Origin of the sequence: Microlunatus aurantiacus (assembly GCF_039536605.1) — a bacterium.
Taxonomy (GTDB): domain Bacteria; phylum Actinomycetota; class Actinomycetes; order Propionibacteriales; family Propionibacteriaceae; genus Microlunatus; species Microlunatus aurantiacus.
In genome coordinates, this window is the sequence record NZ_BAAAYX010000026.1 from 55,720 (window position 1) to 75,650 (window position 19,931).

Below are 19,931 nucleotides of genomic sequence, written 5' to 3' on the forward strand. Positions count from 1 at the left end.
ACACCCATCCGGCCAGGTCCACGGTCACACCCGTCCCAGGGTCGGGTCCGGGTCAACGGTGGAGTCCGGCTCCATGATCGATCGGGGACCGGTCACGTGCCGGCAGCCACGTCGGTGATCATGTCCACCAGCGTGGTCTCCGTCACCGTCCCGACGACCCGGGCGGCCACCCTCCCCTGCTCGTCGATGATCAGGGTGGACGGGATGGCCTTGGGCGGGAGCGTGCCCGAGAGCGAGACCAGCACCGACCCGCTCGGGTCCCAGATGCTCGGGTAGGTGATCTTGTTCGCGCGGTTGAACGCCACGGGGGGACCCTGGTCGAAGTCGCGGGTGTTCAACCCGACGAACTGCGCCGTCTTCGCGGTCTGCTCGGACGCCTTCTGCAGCTCGGGAGCCTCGGCCCGGCACGGTCCGCACCACGAGCCCCAGACGTTGAGGACGACGACCTTGCCCTTCAGGCTCGCGGTCGAGATCTCCTTGCCCTCCTGGCCGAGCACCGCGCCCGCGATGTCCGGGGCCGGCTTGCGCTCGTCCGGCGGGATGATCGTCACCGAGCTCTCGGCGCCCACGTAACCGGCCTGGTTGGCGGCCCGGGTCGGCTCGTCGGCCCCGGTCGCCGAGCAGCCGGCCAGCAGCACGACCGCCAGCATGATCAGCGGGGCCAGCACCGACGTCCAGCGCGGACGGGTCGCGTCGCCCCGACCACCGGCACGGCGCACGGTCGGCTCAGGCACCGGCGACGAACTTCTTGCTGCCCTTGGCCGCGATCAGCGCAGCGGCGGGCTCGGAGTAGACGACCGAGGTCACCCGGCCGTCGATCAGGGTGAGGCTCGTGACACTGGCCAGAGCACACTCCCGGCGGCGCGGGTCGTGCACCAGTCGCCGACCCTCGACGTCACAGCGGGCCATCCAGATCGGCAGCTGGTGGGACACGATCACGGCCTCGTGACCGGCGGCCGTGGCGGCGGCGTCGGCGATCGCCAGCCGCATCCGGGCGACGATCTCGGTGTAGGCCTCGCCCCAGCTCGGCCGGAGCGGGTTGCGGAGCAGCCAGACGTTGTGCGGGTTGCGCAGGGTCCGGGGGAACCGGATCTGCTGCCCCTCCAGACGGTTCTCGGCCTCGATCACCCGGCCGTCGATGACGGTCTTGACGTCGTGCTCGGCCGCGATGGGCGCCATCGTCTGCTGGGCCCGCTCCAGCGGGGAGCAGCGCAGGTGCACGATGTCGTGGTCGGCCAGGGCGTTGGCCACCAGGACGGCCATCTCCCGGCCGTTGGTGGACAGGTCGTAGGCCGGCAGCCGACCGTAGAGGATGCCGTCGGGGTTGTGCACCTCACCGTGGCGGACCAGGTGCACGACGGTGCGGTCCGGCGCTCCGTACGGCGGTGCGGTGGCCGACGGACGCCCCTGCTCGGGGTTGTCGTTGTCCGGGGCGGGCGGGTCGGGTCTCATCGGGTCTCCTCCGCCGGGGCCAGCAGCGCGGCAGCGGCGGCCCGGGCGGCGGCCGGCAGCGCGGTGACGATCCGATCCATGGCTCCATCATCGTGGGCGGACGACAAAAACCAACCCTCGTACGCGCTGGGCGGCAGGTAGACGCCCTGGTCGAGCATGGCGTGGAAGAAGGCCGAGTAGGCGGTGGTGGACTGCCCGGAGGCGGTGGCGTAGTCCGGAACGGAGTCCACGCCCGAGACGAAGAACACACTGAACAAGTTGCCCGCGGCCTGGATGACGTGCGGCACGCCGGCTGCCGACAGGGCTGCGTGGACCTCCGTCTGCAGCGCCGCCGACACCCGGTCGACGTGGGCGTACACCTCGTCGGTGGCGAGCCGCAGGGTGGCCAGCCCGGCGGAGGTGGCCACCGGGTTCCCGGACAGGGTGCCGGCCTGGTAGACCCCGCCGACCGGGGCGAGGTGCTGCATCAGGTCGGCGCGACCGCCGAACGCCGCGGCCGGGAACCCGCCGCCCATCACCTTGCCGAAGGTCATCAGGTCCGGCTCGACACCGTCGATGCCGTACTGGCCGGAGCGGGTGACCCGGAAGCCCGTCATCACCTCGTCGGAGATGAACAACGCGCCGTTGGCGTGGCAGAGGTCGGCGAGGAAGGTGTTGAAGCCGACCCCGTCCTCGACGCCGGGGGGGACCACGCCCATGTTGCCGGCGGCGGCCTCGGTGATCACCGCGGCGATCCGGTCGCCGTACGTGGTGAACGCCTCGCGCACCCCCACGCGGTCGTTGTAGGACAGCACGACGGTGTCGGCGGTGGTGGCCGCGGTCACGCCCGGAGAGCCGGGCAGGGCGGGTCCGGCACCCGCTCGGTGCGCGAGGGTGGCGACCCCGGAGCCGGCGGCGGCGAGCAGGGCGTCCACGTGGCCGTGGTAGCAGCCGGCGAACTTGATGATCATGTCCCGCCCGGTGATGCCGCGGGCCAGCCGGAGCACCGACATGGTGGCCTCGGTGCCGCTGCTGACCAGCCGGACCTCCTCGACCGGGGTGCGCTCGATGATCGCCTCGGCCAGCTCGACCTCAGCCAGGGTGGGCGCGCCGTAGGAGGTGCCGTGCGCGGCGGCCGCACCCACGGCGGCGAGCACCTCGGGATGGGCGTGGCCGAGCAGCATCGGACCCCACGAGCAGATCAGGTCGACCAGCTCGTTGCCGTCCAGGTCGTAGAGGTAGGGCCCGGCGGCGCGGGCGATGAAGCGGGGCGTCCCGCCGACGGCCAGGAACGCCCGGACCGGTGAGTTGACCCCGCCCGGGATGACCTTCCGGGCCCGCTCGAAGGCGGCCCGGGATGCGCTGTCGTTCACGAGTGCAGTCTCCCGGCGTACTCCAAAGCCCAGTAGGTCAGCACCACGTCCGCCCCGGCCCGGCGCAGGCTGGTGAGGGTCTCCACGATGGCGGCGTCCCGGTTGATCCACCCCTGGGCGGCGGCGGCCTCGACCATCGCGTACTCCCCGGACACGTTGTAGGCGGCCACCGGGACGTCGACGCTGTCGCGCACCGTGCGGAGGATGTCGAGATAGGCCAGGGCGGGCTTGACCATCACGAGGTCGGCGCCCTGGGCCACGTCCAGCAGCACCTCGCGGAGCGCCTCGCGGGCGTTGGCCGGGTCCTGCTGGTAGGTCCGCCGGTCTCCGACCAGCGAGCTCCCCACCGCTTCACGGAACGGACCGTAGAACGCAGACGCGTACTTGGCGCCGTAGGCCATGACAGCCACGTCGGCGGCGCCGGCGGAGTCCAAGGCGGCACGGATGGCACCGACCTGGCCGTCCATCATCCCGCTGGGGGCGACCACGTGCGCCCCGGCGGCGGCGTGTGCCTGCGCCATGGCCGCGTAGATCTCCACGGTGGCGTCGTTGTCGACCACCCCGGCGGGGGTCAGCACACCGCAGTGCCCGTGGTCGGTGAACTCGTCGAGGCACACGTCGGACATCACCAGGGTGGCGTCGCCCACCTCGTCCCGGACCGTCCGCAGGGCGACGTTGAGGATCCCGTCCTCGGTCAGGGCCGCGGAGCCGACGGCGTCCTTGTGCTCGTCGGTCGGCACCCCGAACAGCATGATCCCCGCCAGGCCGGCCTCGGCCACCTCGACCGCTACCTTGCGGACCGACTCCACCGTGTGCTGGACGACACCGGGCATGGAGGAGATCGGCCGTGGCTCGGTCAGCCCCTCGGCCACGAAGACCGGCAGGATCAGCTGTCGGGGCGCCACCGAGGTCTCGGCCACCATCGCCCGGATGACCGGGTTGACCCGGAGCCGCCGGGGACGGACGGCGGGACCCGTGGACCCGACCCCAGCCGACCCGACCGCAGCCGGGCGGACAGGGGACGGCTGGGTCGCGGTCGGCCGGGTCGCGGTCGGCTCAGCCCTCGGAGCGAGGTCGGACACAGCCCGTCAGACCCGGCGGCGCGGACTCGTCTTGCGCAGCGACGGCTTCACCACCGGCTCTCCGGCCGCGACCAGACCGTCCCGACGCTCCGCGGCGAAGGCGGCCAGCGCGTCGGCCAGGTCGACCGCTGACGGGTTGCCCGCCACGACGTCGACCCGCAGGCCGTGCTCCTCGCAGGTCTTCGCCGTCTGCGGACCGATGGCGGCCAGGATGGTCGCCGGGTGCGGCTTGCCGGCGATGCCGACGAGGTTGCGCACCGTGGACGACGAGGTGAACACCACCGCGTCGAACTTGCCGGTCTTGATCGCGTCCCGCACCGCGGCGGCCGGCGGGGCGGCCCGGACCGTCCGGTAGGCCGTCACGTCCTCGACCTCCCAGCCCAGCTTGACCAGACCGGCGGCGAGGGTCTCGGTGGCGATGTCGGCGCGGGGCAGGAACACCCGGTTGATCGGGTCGAGCACGTCGTCGTACGGGGGGAACTCCGCGGCCAGGCCGGCGGCCGACTGCTCGTGCTCGGGCACCAGGTCGGGTTCGATACCCCAGTCCCGCAGCGCCCGGGCGGTGACGTCGCCGACGGTGGCGACCTTGAGACCGGAGAACGCGCGGGCATCGAGCCCGTACTCCTCGAACTTCTCCCGGACCGCCTTGACCGCGTTGACCGACGTGAAGGCGACCCACTCGTAGCGGCCCTCGACCAGGCCGCGGATGGCCTTGTCCATCTGCAGCGGGCTGCGCGGCGGCTCGACGGAAATGGTCGGCACCTCGTCGCTGTGCGCTCCGTAGGTCCGCAGCCGGGCGATCAACGGTGCCGCCTGGTCCTTCGTGCGCGGCACCAGCACCCGCCAGCCGAACAGCGGCTTCGTCTCGTACCAGGTGAGCTCGGCCCGCTGCTCGGCCGCCGCTCCCAAGATCACGTGCACCGGGTCGGCGCCGGGAACAGCGCTCCGCTTCACCTCGGCCGCCAGGTCCGCCAGCGTGGTGGTGAGGGTGACCTGCTCGGTGCTCCCACCGTGGAGCGTGGCCAGCACGTGATCATCGTCGGCGCGACCGGCGGACCGGACCGCGTCGACCAGGGAACCGACGTGCTCGACCAGGGTGGAGACCACCAGGGTCTGGGCGGTGCCCCACTGGGCGGTCACGGTCCGGGTGAACCGACCGTCGCAGACGGACGCGAAGTGCACGCCGCCGCCGTGGGTCAGGTCGATGCCGGCGTACTCCGGCACCGCGGTCAGGCTGGACACCCCGGGGACGACCTCGAAGTCGGCCCCGCCGCGGACGCAGGCCGCTGCCTCGTCGGCGACCGCGTTGTCCAGGAAGGGATCCCCGGAGACGAGACGCACGACCCGGACCCCGGACTCGGTGTGCTTGAGGATGATCCGGGCTCGGGCCGACGGGCTGAGCGGTCTGCCGGCCTCGGACATCCCGAGGGTGGCGACCTCCGCGTCTGCGCCGAGCGTGATCGCCGGGTGGGCCAGGATGTCGCGCTGCCGCTCGTCGTCCAAGATCACGACGGAGGCGTCGGCCAGCGCCGCGATGGCGCCGAGGGTGAGCAGGTCGGGGTCACCCGGTCCGGTGCCCACGTAGATGACCCGACCCTTGCTCCGGGCGGGTTGCGGCGTCTGCGGCGGTTCGGTGGTGCTGACTGCTGAGGACTGAAGTCGGGACTTGCTACGGGCCGATGTTGGGGACACAGGTCTCTCGCGTTCTGTTCAGCCTCGACACTAGGCGTGGCGAGCGCGTTGTGGCGTACGCAGCTCCTCGAGTACCGATACAGCCGCATCCACCCCGAACTGACGGGGATCCGTGAGGGTCCCTGACAGTTTCCGCCGCAAGGGAGAAGCTGTGGTGATCGGTTCTGACGAGTTGCTCAGGACCGTTCTCCCAATTACGACGCGAAGAGTCAAATCGAGATCTGTACCACGCACGCCCCGGATCTCGGCACGGGCCCCGACCGGCGCGGTGCACCCCGCTTCGAGGGTGGCCAGGAAAGCCCGTTCCGCAAGGGTTTCCGCGCGCGTCACAAGATCATCCAGAGCCCGTACGGCCGTCGCCGCGGCCTCGCTGAGAGATTCGTGAATCTCCAGTCCGAGGGCCGCCTGTCCGGGTGCTGGGACCATGTCGTCGACGCTCAGGATCTGTGCGTCCAGACCCTGCACGACCGTTACCGAATCGTCACTCTCGCCGACCGGACCGGGGGGCAGGTGACCGAGCCGCCGCAGACCCGCCGCGGCCAGGACGACCGCCGCCACCCGACCCTCGGCGGCGTGCCCGATGCGGGTGCCGACGTTGCCCCGGATCTCGACGACCTCCAGCCCGATCCCCAGCCGGTCGGCCAGCTCGACCAGCTGGAGCGCCCGTCGGGGCGACCCGGTGCCGACCCGGTCGCCGTCCCGCAGGGTCTCCAGCCGGCGGCCCACGAGCACGTCCCGGCTGTCCTCGCGGACGGGGATCGCGGCCACCTCGAGCCCCTCGGCGGGTGCGGTGGGCAGGTCCTTGAGCGAGTGGACGGCGACGTCGATCCGACCGTCGTAGAGAGCCTCCCGGACCGCCCCGACGAAGACCCCGGTGCCGCCGATCTGGGTCAGCGCCCGCTGGTCGACGTCACCGGTGGTGGTGATGCCGACGAACTGCGTGCCCAGTCCCCGGGCCTGCAGCAGCCCGGCGACCTGGTCGGCCTGGGCCCGGGCGAGCGGGGAGGTGCGGGCCCCGATGCGGATGACCGGCGTCATCCGCGGACCTCGGCGGTCGCCGTCACGACAGCGGCGACGGGGTCGGCGCCCCGTTCACGGTCGGCGACATGACGGCCGCGACCGTCCGCGGGTGCAGGGCGAACAGCTCGCGCAGGGCCGCCGCGTAGTCGAGCGACTCGGGGTCCGACGACAGCTCCTGGACGCGGACGGTCGGCTGGTGGAGCAGCTTGTCCACCACCCGGCGCACCGTGCGGTGCACCTCGTCGCGCTCTCTGTCGCTCAGCTCCGGCGCTCGGCCGTCGAGTCGGGCCAGCTCGGCGCTGACCACCTCGGACGCCATGGTGCGCAGGGCGACGACGGTGGGCGCCACCTGAGCGGCCCGGCGCAGGCCGAGGAAGTCGTTGACCTCACCGCCCACCAGGGCGCGGGCGGCCTCGATCTCACCCCGGCTGGCGTGGTCGGGCTGGTCGCCCACCAGCCGGGCCAGGTTGACCAGCACCAGCCCGAGGTCGGTGACGTCGTCGGACACGTCGGCGGGCAGCGCGAGGTCGACGATGCCGACCACCGGCGAGTGGGCCAGCTGGGCGGCGTCCAGGAACACGTCGCGGGCACCTGTGCAGGTGACCACCAGCTCCGCCTCGGTCAGGGCCTCGGGCAGCTCGGCGAGCGGCCGGGCGTGGCCGCCGATCGTGGTGGCGAGCCGCTGGGCCCGCTCGTAGGTCCGGTTCACGCAGGTGACCTGCGCGCCGGCGGCCGCGGCGGTGCGGGCCGCCAGACCGGCCATCGAGCCGGCGCCGAGGACGAGCAGCCGGCGTCCGGCGAGCGGGCCCAGGTCGGACTCGAGCAGCTCGTACGCGGCCGTGACCAGGGACCGACCCGCCGACCCGATCTCGGTCTCGGTCTGCACCCGCTTGCCGACCCGGAGCGCCTGCTGGAACAGCGCGTTGAGCACCGTGCCGACGGTTCCGTGGGTCTGGCAGGAGGTCAGCGCGGCCTTGACCTGTCCGAGGATCTGGTTCTCCCCGACCACCATCGAGTCCAGACCGGCGGCCACGGAGAACGTATGGGCGACGGCGCCCTCGTCGAAGTAGACCGCGCACATCTGGCGCAGCTCGGCGACCTCGACCCCGGACAGGGCGGCCAGCGCCTGGGTGACGTCGTCCAGTCCGCCGTGGAAGCGGGAGACCGACGCGTACATCTCCGTCCGGTTGCAGGTGGAGAGGACGACCGCCTCGTCGACGTGGTCGCCGGCCAACAGGGTCTGCGCCAGCTTGGTCGCCGTCGCCTGGTCCATCGCCACCCGGGCGAGGACGTCGACGCTCGTGGTCTTGTGCGAGACGCTGACGGCCAGGATGCTCATGAGGGGAACCTCTCGGGGGTGAGAACCGGTTCCGGGTGGCCCGTGCCGGAGGCCGGCGGACCGGCCAGGACGGGCTCATCGGACTTGCGCTGTTCGTGGTAGGCCAGGATCTGCAGCTCCTGACCGAGATCGACCTTCCGTACGGTGACCCGCTCGGGCACGGTGAGCACGCTCGCGGCGAAGTTGAGGATGCTGGTGACGCCCAGATGCACCAGCCGGTCGGCCACCGCCTGAGCCGCCTCGGCGGGGGTGGCGAGCACCGCGATGGCGGCCCCGGTGCGGGGCACTACGTCCTCGAGATCGGCCAGGTCGTTGATCTCGATGCCGTTGACCCGCTGACCGATCAGCTCGGGGTCGGGGTCGACCAGCGCGACGATCCGGAAGCCCCGGCTGGAGAAGCCGGAGTAGCCGGCCAGCGCCCGGCCCAGGTTGCCGAGGCCGACGATGACCACGGGCCACTCCCGGGCGGAGCCCATCTCGCGACCCAGCTGGGCCTGCAGCACGGCCACGTCGTAACCGACCCCGCGGGTCCCGTACGAGCCGAGGTGGGAGAGGTCCTTGCGCAGCTGCGCGGGGCTCACCCCGACGGCTTCGGCCAGCTCGCCGGAGCTGACCACCTCGACCCCGGTACGGGACAGCAGGTTGAGCTCGCGCAGGTAGACCGGGAGGCGGGCGAGGGTGGCGGGAGGCAGATCCACGGGGGTGGACAGACCGACCGAGGCCGCCGTCGAGCCGTCCGTGGTGGACGACGCGCGCGTCTGGATCGGTGGCACTGGACTCCTGCGGAACCGGCGTCCGGCGGGGGGTCGCCGAACGGACCCACACTATCTCGCCGACCCGGCGACGCCAGATCGGTCGGACGTGGCCTGCGCCACCCCTCAGCCCCGTACGCCGTCCGCACCGTGACCGGCGGCCTCGCCGGCGGCCCCGTCGGCGGCGGCCCCGTCGGCGGCGGCCCCGTCGGCGGCGGCCCCGTCGGCGGCGGCCTCCTCGGCGGCCAGGAACGCCGCGCCCCGGGGCGACAGCCGGTAGCCGACCTGCAGGCTCTCGGTCAGGCCCAGCGCCTTCAACCGGCGCACCCGGGTCTTGAAGGCGAACCTCTCCTGCCCCAGGGCCTCGGCGAGCACCGTCGACACCTCTCCCGGCCGCGCGGAGATCTGCCGGAGGGCGGCTCTGGTCCAGGGCGCGTCGGCGGCCCGGTCCATCCGGTCCAGGCGGCGCGCCAGGTCGACCACGGTGCCGGCCTCCAGCCGGTCGTCGGCGCGCAGCGCGACCCGGGGGTCGGGACCGGCCAGGGCGAGGTCGATCCGGTAGAGCGCGCCCTCCCCTGACCGCCGGGTGTCCCGGGCACCCCTGGCCGACCTCTGCAGCCAGCGCAGCAGGGCGGCCCGATCGACGAACCCGGCCGCGCTCGCGTCACCGTCGCTCAGCGCCTCGGCGTCGACCGGGGTGATCCCGGTGACCTCCACCACCCCGGCGCGGGTGGTGAACCGCGAGCCGACCTTTGGCCGTACGGTCGTCCACCGTCGGTAGGTGGCCGTCACCGCACCGTCCGCCAGCCCGTCCAGGGTGGCTGCGGTGAACAGCATCAGCGCGGGGAGGAACCGGTCAGAGCGGCCCGCAGCCGCGCGGGATCGACGCGCCAGTAGTCGTGCTGGGCCCCGTCGACGAAGGTCACCGGCACCTCGTCGGTGTAGCGGCGACGCAGCTCGGGATCGGCGTCCACGTCGCGGGTCGCCCAGCGGTCACCGGTCTCGGCGCAGACGGCCTCGACGACCGCGATCGCCTCGTCGCACAGGTGGCAGCCGACGCGGGTCAGCACCACGACCCGGGGCCCGCCCGCCACGTCAGCCATCCTGTCCCTCCTGTTCGAGCCGGCGACGGAGCTCGGCCCGCCGCACCGCCCCGGTGACGCCGCGGGGCAGGTCGTCGACCACGCGCACCTCGGTGGGGCGCTTGAACACCGGCAGCCGGCGGCAGAAGTCGCCCACCAGCTCCGCTGTCACACCCGGACCGGCGACGAACGCGACCAGGCCGCCACCGGCGTCGGCGCCGCGCCCGATCACCGCCACCGCCTCGACCTCGGAGAGCTGCCGGATCGACTGCTCGATCTCGCTCGGGTAGACGGTGAAACCGCTGACCGAGACGATCTCGCGGGTCCGGTCGACCAGGAACAGCTCCTCTCCGGTCTGGAAGCCGACGTCGCCGGTGGCGAACCAGCCGTCCTCGTCGACGGCTCCACGGCCGTCCGGCCAGTAGCCGCTGAACAGGTTCGCCCCACGGACGGAGATCTCGCCCGGCTCACTCGGGTCCAGCCCGGCCCCGACCCGGACCTCGACCCCCGGCAGCGGCCGACCCACGTGGAACGGGCCGAGGATCTCCCCGCCGACGGTGGTGGTCACCCCCGGGGACGCCTCGGTCAGTCCGTAGCCCCGTTCCACCCGGAGCCCGGTGCGCTCGGTGAAGCGCCGGGCGAGCCGCCACGGCAGTGGAGCACCACCGACCACGACCGTCCGGACCCCGGCCAGGCGCACCGCGGCGTCCTCGTCGTGGACCAGCCGGTAGAGCATCCCGGGGGTGATGGGCAGGTTGTCCACCCGCTCCGCCTCGATCACCGTCAGCAGGTCCCAGGTGGACGTCGCGGGCAGCACCAACCGGGCACCGGCGGCCAGACAGACGCCGAGCACGGCGTTCAGCCCGTACGTGTGGAAGAAGGGCAACGCCCCGAGCACGACGCTGTCGCCGTCCACGATCCCGTAGCCGCTGACCTGGTCCAGGTGCGCCAGCAGCGCGCGGTGACTGAGCATCACCGTCTTGCGGTCGGCGCTGGTGCCGAGCGTGGTGGCCAGCACGGCCAGCGCCTCGCGGTCCGGCGGTGTCGCCACGGCGGCCGTGGTGGTGGCCAGGTCGGCGAGACCGGCTTCGCTCAGCTCCCACGACGGGATCCGCTCCCCGTCGGCGCCGGCGCGGGTGGTCAGCACCGCCCGGGCCCCGCACGCGGCGAGCAGGCCGTCCCGGTCCGGGAGCGACTCCTCGGGATCGGTGGGTACGACCACGAGCCCGGCCCGCAGCGCGGCGAGGTACGCCACCACCCAGGCGATCGCGTTCGGGCCGTCCAGACCGATCCGCTGGCCGGCGAGCAGACCCTCGGCCACCAGGCCCGCGGCGACGCCGTCGACCTGGCGCTCCAGCTGCGCCCAGGTGACGGCCCGGACCCCGGGTTCGACGACGGCCAGCCGGTCCGGCCGACGCTGGGCCTGGACGGTGACGAGCTGGGAGAGGTTGCTGAGCCGCGAGACCTGCTCGGACCGTGGTGGTCCGACAGCTCCGCGGCCCGCCCCGTCCGCACCCAGATCCGCCGTGTTCTCGGGCTCGGTGGCGACCACGGGTCGAGTCTGTCACAGCCGGCCCCTGCCCCGCCGGGCTCGGAGCGGCCGTCGCACCGGCTCCTCGGACCCGGTCCCGACCGGCGTACGGCTTAGGGTGGGTGAGGTGGAGACGACGGGTGACGGAGCCGCCGAGGAGGCCGCCCGCACCCTGGGCAGGCCGGACCCGGTGACCGACGGCGGACCCGATCCGACTCCCGAGCCCGGCTCCCGGGCGGCCGAGGTGGTGGTCGAGCCGCTGATCGGACCCGATCCCCAGGCGGCCGCGTTCTTCGACCTGGACAACACGATGATCCAGGGCGCGTCGCTGTTCTACCTGGCCAAGGGCCTCTACCAACGTGACTTCTTCCCCACCCGGCTGATCTTCCGCGGGCTGTGGTTGCAGGCGTACTTCCGGTTCATCGGCAAGGAGAACCCCGAGCACATCGCCGAGGCGCAGGCGGCCAGCCTGGGCTTCATCACCGGGCACACGGTCGAGGAGATCAAGCAGGCCGGCGAGGAGATCTACGAAGAGTCGATCGCCCCGAGGATCTGGCCGGGCACACGGGCGATCGCGCAGATGCACCTGGACGCGGGCCACCAGGTGTGGTTGGTCACCGCCGCACCGGCGGAGATGGCCGGGATCATCGCGGCGCGGCTGGGGATCACCGGGGCTCTCGGCACCCAGGCCGACGTGGCGGACGGCGTCTACACCGGCCGGCTGGACGGCGGGCTGCTGCACGGCCCGGCCAAGGCGACGGCCGTCCGCGACCTCGCCGAGCGGCACGGCTTCGACCTGGCTCGCTGCTTCGCCTACTCCGACTCGCACAACGACCTGCCGCTGCTGTCGCTGGTGGGGCACCCGTGCGCGGTCAACCCGGACGCCAAGCTGCTGGCCCACGCCGAGGAGCAGGACTGGCAGGTCCGGGACTACCGCTCCGGCCGCCGGGCCGTGAAAGTGGGCGCTCTGGGGGCCGGCACGGTCGGCGCCACCGCCGGCGCGGTGCTGGCCGGGCTGGCCATCCGCCGACACCTCAAGGGGTGACCGGCACCTCAGGGAGTGGTCGGCGGGTCCGGCGGAGGTAGGCGGTCAGCGGTCGGGCCCGCGGGTCCGTGGTCGGCCGGGCGCCGTTCCAGCCAGGTCGTCATCACCCAGGCCGCCAGGAGGTAGACGACGAAGGCGCCCAGCCCGAGCAGGGCCAGACCCTCCGCCCGACCCGGCACCGTCGACAGGGCACCGAGGACCAGCACGGCCAGAGCCACCAGCGCGAGACCGGCGGCGCCGACGACGACGAAGCCGAGTGCCTCCTCCGACACCGCAGCACCCCGACGCCGGACCACCCACACGGTGCACCCGGCCAGGGCGAGCAGCAGGACGGCCAGCACGGCGGACAGGGCCCCGCCTCAGAAGAAGGCGCTGCGACGCTGCATGAGCAGCGCGTACAGGCTGTGCTGGATCGTCTCCCGGACCTGGTCGGTCACGTTGAACACGACCATCGGGTCCTCAGCCGCGCCGGGGGGCAGCTCGTCGGTGGTGATCGCCTCGCCGAACTGGATGATCCACTTGCTGGGCAGCGGGATCATCCCGAAGACGCCGAACCAGGGGAACAACGGGGTGATCGGGAAGTACGGCGCACCCAGCGCGCGGGCCAGGGCGGGTGCGCTGGCGATCAACGGGTAGATCTCCTCCGAGCCGACGATGGAGATCGGGATCAGCGGCACCTGGGCCCGGACGGCGGCGGAGACGAACCCGCCCCGACCGAACCGCTGCAGCTTGTAGCGGTCCGCGTACGGCTTCCCGAGGCCCTTGAAGCCCTCGGGGAAGACCGCGACCAGCTGGTCGGAGGCCAGCAGCCGCTCGGCGTCCTCCTGGCAGGCGAGCGTGGTGCCGGTCCGGCGGGCGAAGTCGTGGGAGTACGGGGTCTTGAAGATCAGGTCCGCGCCGAGCATCCGGACGTGCCGGCCGATCTCGTCGTAGACCACCGACTGGAGCACCATGCCGTCCAACGGCATGGTGCCGGCGTGGTTGGAGACCAGCAGGGCCGAACCGGTGGTGGGCAGGTTCTCGATCCCCCGCACCTCCACCCGGAACCAGCTCTGCGCGAGCGGCCGCAGGATGGGCAGGAACACCTTGGTGGTGAACTCCGGGTCGAAGCCGAACTCGTCGATCGCGTAGCGCCCGCTCATCCGGGAGCGGGTGAAGTCGACGATCTCCTCCACCGACTCCTGCCAGTCGACCCCGAGGGTCTCCGCCAGCAGGAAGGCCGCCTTGAGCGGGTCGCGACTGAGCTCCTTGAGCTGCTCCACCGGCAGACTCCGCAGCCCGCCGAGCGCGGCCGTGACGGCGCCGGCCAGCTCGGTGACCATCGCGGTCAGGTTCACCGAGGGCGGCACCTGACCGGAGTGACCTCCGGTCGGCCGCCGGGGCGGAGCACCGGTGTCGTCGGCGGCGGCGCCCGCGCGTTCGCCGGCCGCGGCCCGGGTCGCGTCGTCGATGTCGGGGGTGCCGAAGTCGTCAGCGATCGCGTCCTCGGTGCCGGCCGGATCGACCCGGTCGTCGGCCGGTTCGTGACCGGGTGGCCCCGGCTCGGGCTGCCCGGTCTCGGGCTGCCCGGTCTCGGGCTGCACCGTCTCGGGCTGCACCGTCTCGGGCTGCACCGTCTCGGGCTGCACCGTCTCGGCGGGCGCGGTGTCGACGTCCTCGGTCTCGACCGCTACGGGATCGACGAGCGGTGCGGTGAGGTCGTCGGGTGCGCTCTCGGCCGCGGCGGTGGCCGTACGGGTCCGGGCCCGCGGCGGGCGGCTCTTGCCGGGCGCGAGTCCTCGGGCGGCGGCGGACGGGGCCTTGCCGGACCCGCGTCCGGCCTTGCCCCGGCTGCCGAGCTGGATGATCTCCGCCTCAGCCACGGCGCGCTCCCGCGCGCTGGCCCGCCGACTCGAGGAGGCCGGTGACGCCCGTCAGCACCTGGTCGACCCGTTCGGGGCTGAGCAGACCGGGGGTGGACACGCCGACGAACTCCTCGAGGGCGGCTCGGCTGGTGAACCGCGGCTTGAGTCCGGTGGCCGCCACGAACCGGGTGGTGTCCATGGCCCGACCGTACGTGAGCGCCGCGATCTGGTCCGCTGACCAGTCCCCCAGCCGGGCCTGACGCAGCAGGCCGGCGACCACCGGGCCGAGCTGGATCGGGAGGCCCAGGGTGGGCCGACCCATCAGCCGGAGCGCCTGGCTCAGCGACACGATGTCGGGCGCGCCGACGTTGTAGGTCCCGGGATGGTCCTCCCGGGTGACGGCGAGCAGAGCACCGACCGCGTCGGTCGGGTGCAGGAACTGCAGCCGCGCGTCGAACCCCATCACCCGCGGCACCACCGGCAGCGAGAGGTAGCGGGTCATCTGACTGTCGACCCCGGCCCCCATCAGGTTGCCCAGGCGCAGCGTGGTCACCGCGACGTCCGGCCGCCGCCGCCCGAGCCCACGCACGTACGACTCGATCTCCAGCGAGTCCTTGCCGAAGCCGGTGCGCGGCTGAACCCGCGGTGACATGTCCTCGGTGAACTTGACCGGGTCCCGGGGGGACGCCCCGTAGACCGACACCGAGCTCTGCACCACCAGCTTGCGGAACGAGTCCGCCTTCTGGCAGGCCGCCAGCAGCTGCATCGTGCCGATGACGTTGATCTCCTTCATGGAGGAACGTCCGCCGCTGCCGGGGTTGGCCACGATGGCCATGTGCACCACGGTCTCGACCCCTCGGCTGTTGATCACCTTGCCGATGACGGGGTTGCGGATGTCGGCCCGGACGAAGGACACCTTGCCCAGGTCGTGCCGGGGCGGGCTCACATCGACGCCGATGACGTCCAGGGTCTCGTCGGTCGCCAGGGCGCGGGCGAACCGTGCGCCGAGGTCCCGCGAGACCCCGGTCACCAGAACGACCCGCGACATGGAGCCGACCCCCTGGAGGCGCGCGCCTACTTACCTGCGCGGCGGCGCTGGATGCGCGTTTTCTTGAGCAGCTTGCGGTGCTTCTTCTTCGCCATCCGCTTGCGACGCTTCTTGATGACCGAACCCACAGTGAAAAACCTCTCGATGTGCCCTCGGGGCGGCCGGGAACCCGTGCCGCTGGGCGCTGTTGACTGACAAGAACCGAGCCCGGTGACCCGAGCAACACCGCATGTTACCGCCTGAGCGAAGCCCGCCGCTCCACCGAGACGGGCCGCCCGGCCCACCTCACGGCGACGTCGTCGTGCGGGTGGGCCGACGGACGGCCTAGCCCGCTCGACTCGCGTTGAGCGCGCCGAAGGCACCGACGACGCGGTCCCGGGCGTCCTGGGGAACGCGCTCGAACAGCTCCTTGACCTGTCGGCCCGGCAGCCAGGCGGTGTGTCGGCGGAGGTCGTCCGCCGTGGCCGGGTCGATCTCGGCGATGGCCCCGATGGTCGCGGCGAACGCCTCGGGATCGTCGACCAGCTCGGCCAACGTCATGTCCACCGAGACCGCCGGGCGCCCGGTGTCGGCCACCGCGACGGTCGAGGTCCAGGTGTGCCGACCCGAGCGCACTGTGAGCTCCTGCCCGTCGGGCAGCGACACCTCGGCCGAGGAGTTCGGTGGCACCTCGGCGACGACCCGGATCTGGTCCCCGTCCCGGTCCCAGCGCACCGACGCCGGACCGTACGGCGTGAGGTGCCGGGCCTCGGCGAAGTCGAAGCCGGTCAGGGGCTGCGGAGCGATCCTGATCACGCCGTAGCCCGGGGTCGCCGGGGCCAGTCCGGCGACGACGCGGTGCAGCCAGTCGGCCACGGCACCGAGGGCGTAGTGGTTGAAGCTGGTCATCTCGCCGGGGTTGATCGTCCCGTCCGCCAGCATCGAGTCCCAGCGCTCCCAGATCGTGGTGGCGCCCATGGTGACGGGATACAGCCAGGACGGGCACGCCGTCTGGGTCAGCAACCGGGTAGCGGTCTCCAGATGGCCGGTGCGGGTCAGCGCGTCGGCCACGATCGGCGTGCCGACGAAGCCGGTGCCGATGGTGTAGCCGCCGGAACGCACCAGCTCGGCGAGCCGGTCACCCAGCGCCTGCTGCTGCTCGGCCGGCGCCAGATCGAACATGATCGCCAGCGCGTAGCCGGTCTGGGCGTCCGAGACCAGCCGGCCGGCCGGCGTCACGTACTCGGCCAGGAACGCCTGCCGGACCCGTTCGGCGATGGCGGCGTAGGTCTCGGCGACCGCCGCCTCCCCCAGCAGGGTCGCGGCCCGGGCGGTCAGGTCGGCGGACCGGAACACGTACGCGGTGGCCACGATGTCGGGATGGGTCTTGGCTTCGGCCGGCCGCTCGGGTGGGGCCGACGGGTCCAGCCAGTCCGCGAACTGGAACTGCCCCTCCCACAGGTGCCGCTCGCCGGAGCGCCCGACGATCACGTCGGTCCAGGCGCGCATGCTGGCCAGCTGGTCGGCCAGCACCCGCTCGTCACCGAAGCGCTCGTGCAGCACCGTCGGCACCACGGTGGCCGCGTCGCCCCACGCCGCCGCCGGCCGGACCCGGCCCGCCAGCACGCTGGGCACCACGAACGGGACGATCCCGGCGGCGTGCCGCTGCTCCAGCTCGAGGTCGGTCAGCCAGGAAGAGAGGAAGGAGTGGACGTCGTACAGGAAGGAGGCCGTCGGGGCGAACACCTGGATGTCGCCGGTCCAGCCCAGCCGCTCGTCGCGCTGCGGGCAGTCGGTGGGCACGTAGAGGAAGTTGCCGCGCAGACCCCAGACCACGTTCTCGTGCAGCCGGTCCACCAGGTCGTGGGAGCTGGCGAACCAGCCCGTGCGCTCCATGTCGCTGTGGATCACCTGCGCCGTCACGGCGGTGGGGTCGAAGGTCCCCGGCCAGCCGTCGACCTCGGCGTAGCGGAAGCCGTGGAAGGTGAACTCCGGCTCCCAGGTGACCGGGCCGGCGCCGGCCAGGGTCAGGGTGTCGGTGGCCTTGGCCTGCCGGAGGGGTCGGGTGCCGAGCTCGTCGTGCTCGAGCACCTCCGCGTGCCTGAGGGTGATCACCGTCCCGGCCGGTCCGTCCACCGTCAGCCGCAGTCGCCCGACCAGGTTCTGGCCGAAGTCCAGCACGGTGCGGCCGGACGGGGTGGTGATCACCTCACGCACCGCCACCTCCTCGATCCGCCGCACCACTGGTGAGTTCCGTGCGGTCGGGGTGACCAGGGCCTCTCGGACGGTGACCGCGGGCCAGTCGCCGTCGTCGTAGCCGGGCCGGTCCCAGCCGGACCGCTCGAGCTGCTGATCATGGTCGTCACCGGCGTAGATCCCGCTGGCGGTCACCGGACCGGGGACGGCCCGCCAACCGGAGTCCGTGGCCACGACCTCCCGGGTGCCGTCGGTGTAGGTGATCACCAGCTGGCCGGCGACGCTGGGCTGCTCGGTGTAGAAGGGCGCGGCCTGGCCACGGAAGCCGTACCGTTCTGTGGCCCAACCGCCGGCGAACCGGATCCCCAGGACGTTCGCACCGGGGACGAGCAGCCCGGTCACGTCGGTGGTCTCGTGAACGAGCCGCCACTGGTAGGGAGTCCAGCCGGGCTTGAGGACCTGGTCGTCGACGTCGGTGCCGTTGACGCTGGCCTGGTAGACCCCGAGAGCCGTGGCGTAGAGGACCGCCGAGGCGACGTCGCCGGAGACCTCGAACACGGTCCGGGCCAGGCCCGGCTGCGCCCCGGTGGCCGGGTGGGCCAGACCGACCGGCGTGGCGACCCACTCCCCCTCGGCCAGGAAGCCCGCCCGGATGCGCAGCGGCCGACTCCACTGGGAGGTCGACCCGTCGCTGCCCGTGACCCGGACCCGGAGCACGACGTCGTCCCGGGGTGCCAACGGGGTGAACGGCCACTCGACCAGCACCGAGTCGCTTCCCGACACGCTCGCGGTCGATGTGCCGGACGAGGTGGTCAGCTCGAGCTCGGCGCTCTGCTGGGTCCAGTCGGGCACGTCGGTCACGGTTCGCCAGGTCAGCCTGGGGGCTGCCTCCGCGACGACGTCGAGACCGCGCGGCGCCTGCGCACTCACCCCCTCGACGACGAGACTGTTCCGAATGGCCACGGGGGTGCTGGCGGATGACACGTACGGGCTCCTTCGCTCGTTGGGCGGGGTGGTGCCTGAGAGATGAGTTATGAACTCTTGCTTGACGGGCCCTGCCTCGCTCCCTACTCTAAACGCAGACGCTGAATCGTTTCAACACCCACTGGAGATTCAGAGCACGTCACTTACAAGGAGGTAAGGAGTGTCCACATCCCGTCGACGCATCGCCACCCTCGCGGTGAGCTCGATCGCCGCACTCTCTCTCGGACTCACCGGCTGCGCCGTCGGCGAGATCGGCGGGGACACCGACGCAGGCGAGGGCCAGACCGAGATCACGTACCTGATCGGTGACAGCGGCGGCACCGCGCTGCCCTTCGCCGAGGCGCTGACCAAGAAGTTCAACGAGATGAACCCCGACATTAAGGCCGGCGTCGAGACGCAGCCGGCCGGCACCGAGGGTGACAACCTGATCAAGACCAAGCTCGCGACCGGAGAGATGCCGGACGTCTTCGGCTACAACTCGGGCTCGCTGTTCCAGGCCATCAACCCCGACCAGAACCTGGTCCCGCTCACCGACGAGGCCTGGGCCAAGGACCTGCCCGAGGAGTTCAAGGTCGTCGTCAGCACGAGCAAGGGGCTGTACGGTGCGCCGACCGGCACCACCCAGGCCGGCGGTGTGGTCTACAACAAGAAGGTCTACGCCGACCTCGGGCTGAAGGTGCCGACGTCGTGGGCGGAGTTCAAGGCCAACAACGACAAGATCAAGGCCGACGGCAAGGTCACGCCGATCGAGCAGACCTACGGCGACACGTGGACCGCGCAGCTGTTCGTGCTGGGCGACTTCGCCAACGTGGCCAAGAAGGACCCGAAGTGGGCCGACGAGTACACCGCCAACAAGCGCAAGTACGTCGACCAGCCGGCTCTGCAGAGCTTCGACAACCAGCAGGACGCCTTCGAGTCCGGCTACTTCAACAAGAACTTCGCGTCGGCGAAGTACGACGACGGGATCGAGGCCGTGGCCACCGGGACGGCGGCGCACTACCCGATGCTCAGCAGCGCGATCGCGGCGATCAACCAGAACTTCAAGGACAACGTCAACGACATCGGCTTCTTCGCCCTGCCGGCGCCGGACGCCGCGGACACCCAGATGACCATCTGGTTGCCCAACGCGGTCTACATCCCCAAGACCACCGAGGGGGCGAAGCTCGACGCGGCCAAGAAGTTCGTGGCCTTCATCAACTCTCCTGAGGGTTGCGCGATCCAGAACGAGATCAACACCGTGACCGGTCCGTACGTCTCGACCTGCGAGCTGCCGGCCGACGTCCCGGACATGGTCAAGGACGTGCAGAAGTACCTCGACGACGGTCAGTCGTCGCCGGCCCTGGAGTTCGTCTCCCCCATCAAGGGACCGAACCTGTCGCAGATCACCGTCGAGGTGGGCTCCGGCATCAAGTCCGGCAAGGAAGGTGCCGCCCTCTACGACGAGGACGTCAAGAAGCAGGCCCAGCAGCTGGGTCTCGACGGCTGGTGATGAGCTCCCGGTGACGGGGTGTCCTCGTCGCCGGGTCGTGCTCG

At 72.1% G+C, this 19,931-nt stretch carries 17 protein-coding genes and 1 pseudogene; 2 read left to right on the forward strand and 16 right to left on the reverse strand.

What is annotated here, in order from left to right; all coding sequences use genetic code 11:
- Positions 1–92 precede the first annotated feature (92 nt).
- The 11 genes and pseudogenes from ABD714_RS21280 to ABD714_RS21330 form a co-directional block, all read right to left on the reverse strand.
- Positions 93–650, reverse strand: a complete 558-nt coding sequence (locus ABD714_RS21280; protein WP_344814550.1) for a TlpA family protein disulfide reductase — start codon at positions 648–650, stop codon at positions 93–95.
- Between the two features lie 76 nt (positions 651–726).
- Complete coding sequence (locus ABD714_RS21285) at positions 727–1,452, reverse strand: histidine phosphatase family protein (RefSeq protein WP_344814466.1); 726 nt, start codon at positions 1,450–1,452, stop codon at positions 727–729.
- Positions 1,449–2,804 carry a glutamate-1-semialdehyde 2,1-aminomutase gene (hemL, locus tag ABD714_RS21290; RefSeq protein ID WP_344814467.1) on the reverse strand — a complete coding sequence of 452 codons (1,356 nt, stop codon included), beginning with the start codon at positions 2,802–2,804 and terminating at the stop codon, positions 1,449–1,451. Before hemL ends, ABD714_RS21285 begins: the two co-directional genes overlap by 4 nt.
- Positions 2,801–3,775 (reverse strand): annotated as a pseudogene (hemB, locus tag ABD714_RS21295) (porphobilinogen synthase); the annotation flags it as partial. The gene hemL and the pseudogene hemB, both read right to left, overlap by 4 nt.
- A gap of 117 nt (positions 3,776–3,892) precedes the next feature.
- Positions 3,893–5,578 carry a bifunctional uroporphyrinogen-III C-methyltransferase/uroporphyrinogen-III synthase gene (locus ABD714_RS21300; protein ID WP_425562435.1) on the reverse strand — a complete coding sequence of 562 codons (1,686 nt, stop codon included), beginning with the start codon at positions 5,576–5,578 and terminating at the stop codon, positions 3,893–3,895.
- A 30-nt stretch (positions 5,579–5,608) separates the two neighbouring features.
- Positions 5,609–6,616, reverse strand: a complete 1,008-nt coding sequence (hemC, locus tag ABD714_RS21305; RefSeq protein ID WP_344814470.1) for a hydroxymethylbilane synthase — start codon at positions 6,614–6,616, stop codon at positions 5,609–5,611.
- Positions 6,617–6,638: 22 nt separating this feature from the next.
- Positions 6,639–7,937: a glutamyl-tRNA reductase gene (locus ABD714_RS21310; protein WP_344814471.1), complete on the reverse strand. Its 1,299-nt coding sequence runs from the start codon at positions 7,935–7,937 to the stop codon at positions 6,639–6,641.
- The gene (locus ABD714_RS21315; RefSeq protein ID WP_344814472.1) at positions 7,934–8,710 is read right to left on the reverse strand and encodes a redox-sensing transcriptional repressor Rex; all 777 of its coding nucleotides are present in this window, start codon (positions 8,708–8,710) and stop codon (positions 7,934–7,936) included. Before ABD714_RS21315 ends, ABD714_RS21310 begins: the two co-directional genes overlap by 4 nt.
- Positions 8,711–8,815: 105 nt before the next feature.
- The gene (locus ABD714_RS21320) at positions 8,816–9,526 is read right to left on the reverse strand and encodes an ASCH domain-containing protein (RefSeq protein WP_344814473.1); all 711 of its coding nucleotides are present in this window, start codon (positions 9,524–9,526) and stop codon (positions 8,816–8,818) included.
- Complete coding sequence (locus ABD714_RS21325; protein ID WP_344814474.1) at positions 9,526–9,792, reverse strand: glutaredoxin family protein; 267 nt, start codon at positions 9,790–9,792, stop codon at positions 9,526–9,528. Before ABD714_RS21325 ends, ABD714_RS21320 begins: the two co-directional genes overlap by 1 nt.
- A complete protein-coding gene (locus ABD714_RS21330; protein ID WP_344814475.1) occupies positions 9,785–11,323 on the reverse strand; it encodes a class I adenylate-forming enzyme family protein in 1,539 nt (512 codons plus the stop codon). The genes ABD714_RS21325 and ABD714_RS21330 overlap by 8 nt, the downstream gene beginning before the upstream one ends.
- Positions 11,324–11,429: 106 nt before the next feature.
- On the opposite strand from ABD714_RS21330, the gene ABD714_RS21335 reads away from it, so the two are divergent.
- Positions 11,430–12,347, forward strand: a complete 918-nt coding sequence (locus ABD714_RS21335) for an HAD family hydrolase (RefSeq protein WP_344814476.1) — start codon at positions 11,430–11,432, stop codon at positions 12,345–12,347.
- A gap of 8 nt (positions 12,348–12,355) precedes the next feature.
- Here the strand turns inward: ABD714_RS21335 and ABD714_RS21340 are convergent, their stop codons facing one another.
- From ABD714_RS21340 to ABD714_RS21360, 5 genes are all read right to left on the reverse strand, one after another.
- Positions 12,356–12,688, reverse strand: a complete 333-nt coding sequence (locus ABD714_RS21340; protein WP_344814477.1) for a hypothetical protein — start codon at positions 12,686–12,688, stop codon at positions 12,356–12,358.
- An 18-nt stretch (positions 12,689–12,706) separates the two neighbouring features.
- Positions 12,707–14,209, reverse strand: coding sequence for a lysophospholipid acyltransferase family protein (locus ABD714_RS21345; RefSeq protein ID WP_344814478.1), 1,503 nt, complete (start codon positions 14,207–14,209; stop codon positions 12,707–12,709).
- Positions 14,202–15,239: an NAD-dependent epimerase/dehydratase family protein gene (locus ABD714_RS21350; protein ID WP_344814479.1), complete on the reverse strand. Its 1,038-nt coding sequence runs from the start codon at positions 15,237–15,239 to the stop codon at positions 14,202–14,204. Before ABD714_RS21350 ends, ABD714_RS21345 begins: the two co-directional genes overlap by 8 nt.
- 26 nt (positions 15,240–15,265) lie before the next feature.
- Positions 15,266–15,367, reverse strand: a complete 102-nt coding sequence (locus tag ABD714_RS21355; RefSeq protein ID WP_002550589.1) for a 30S ribosomal protein bS22 — start codon at positions 15,365–15,367, stop codon at positions 15,266–15,268.
- 196 nt (positions 15,368–15,563) lie between these two features.
- The gene (locus ABD714_RS21360; RefSeq protein WP_344814480.1) at positions 15,564–18,398 is read right to left on the reverse strand and encodes an alpha-L-rhamnosidase; all 2,835 of its coding nucleotides are present in this window, start codon (positions 18,396–18,398) and stop codon (positions 15,564–15,566) included.
- Between the two features lie 160 nt (positions 18,399–18,558).
- On the opposite strand from ABD714_RS21360, the gene ABD714_RS21365 reads away from it, so the two are divergent.
- On the forward strand, positions 18,559–19,887 hold the full coding sequence (locus ABD714_RS21365) for an ABC transporter substrate-binding protein (RefSeq protein WP_344814481.1): 1,329 nt from the start codon (positions 18,559–18,561) through the stop codon (positions 19,885–19,887).
- The last annotated feature ends 44 nt before the right edge of the window (positions 19,888–19,931 follow it).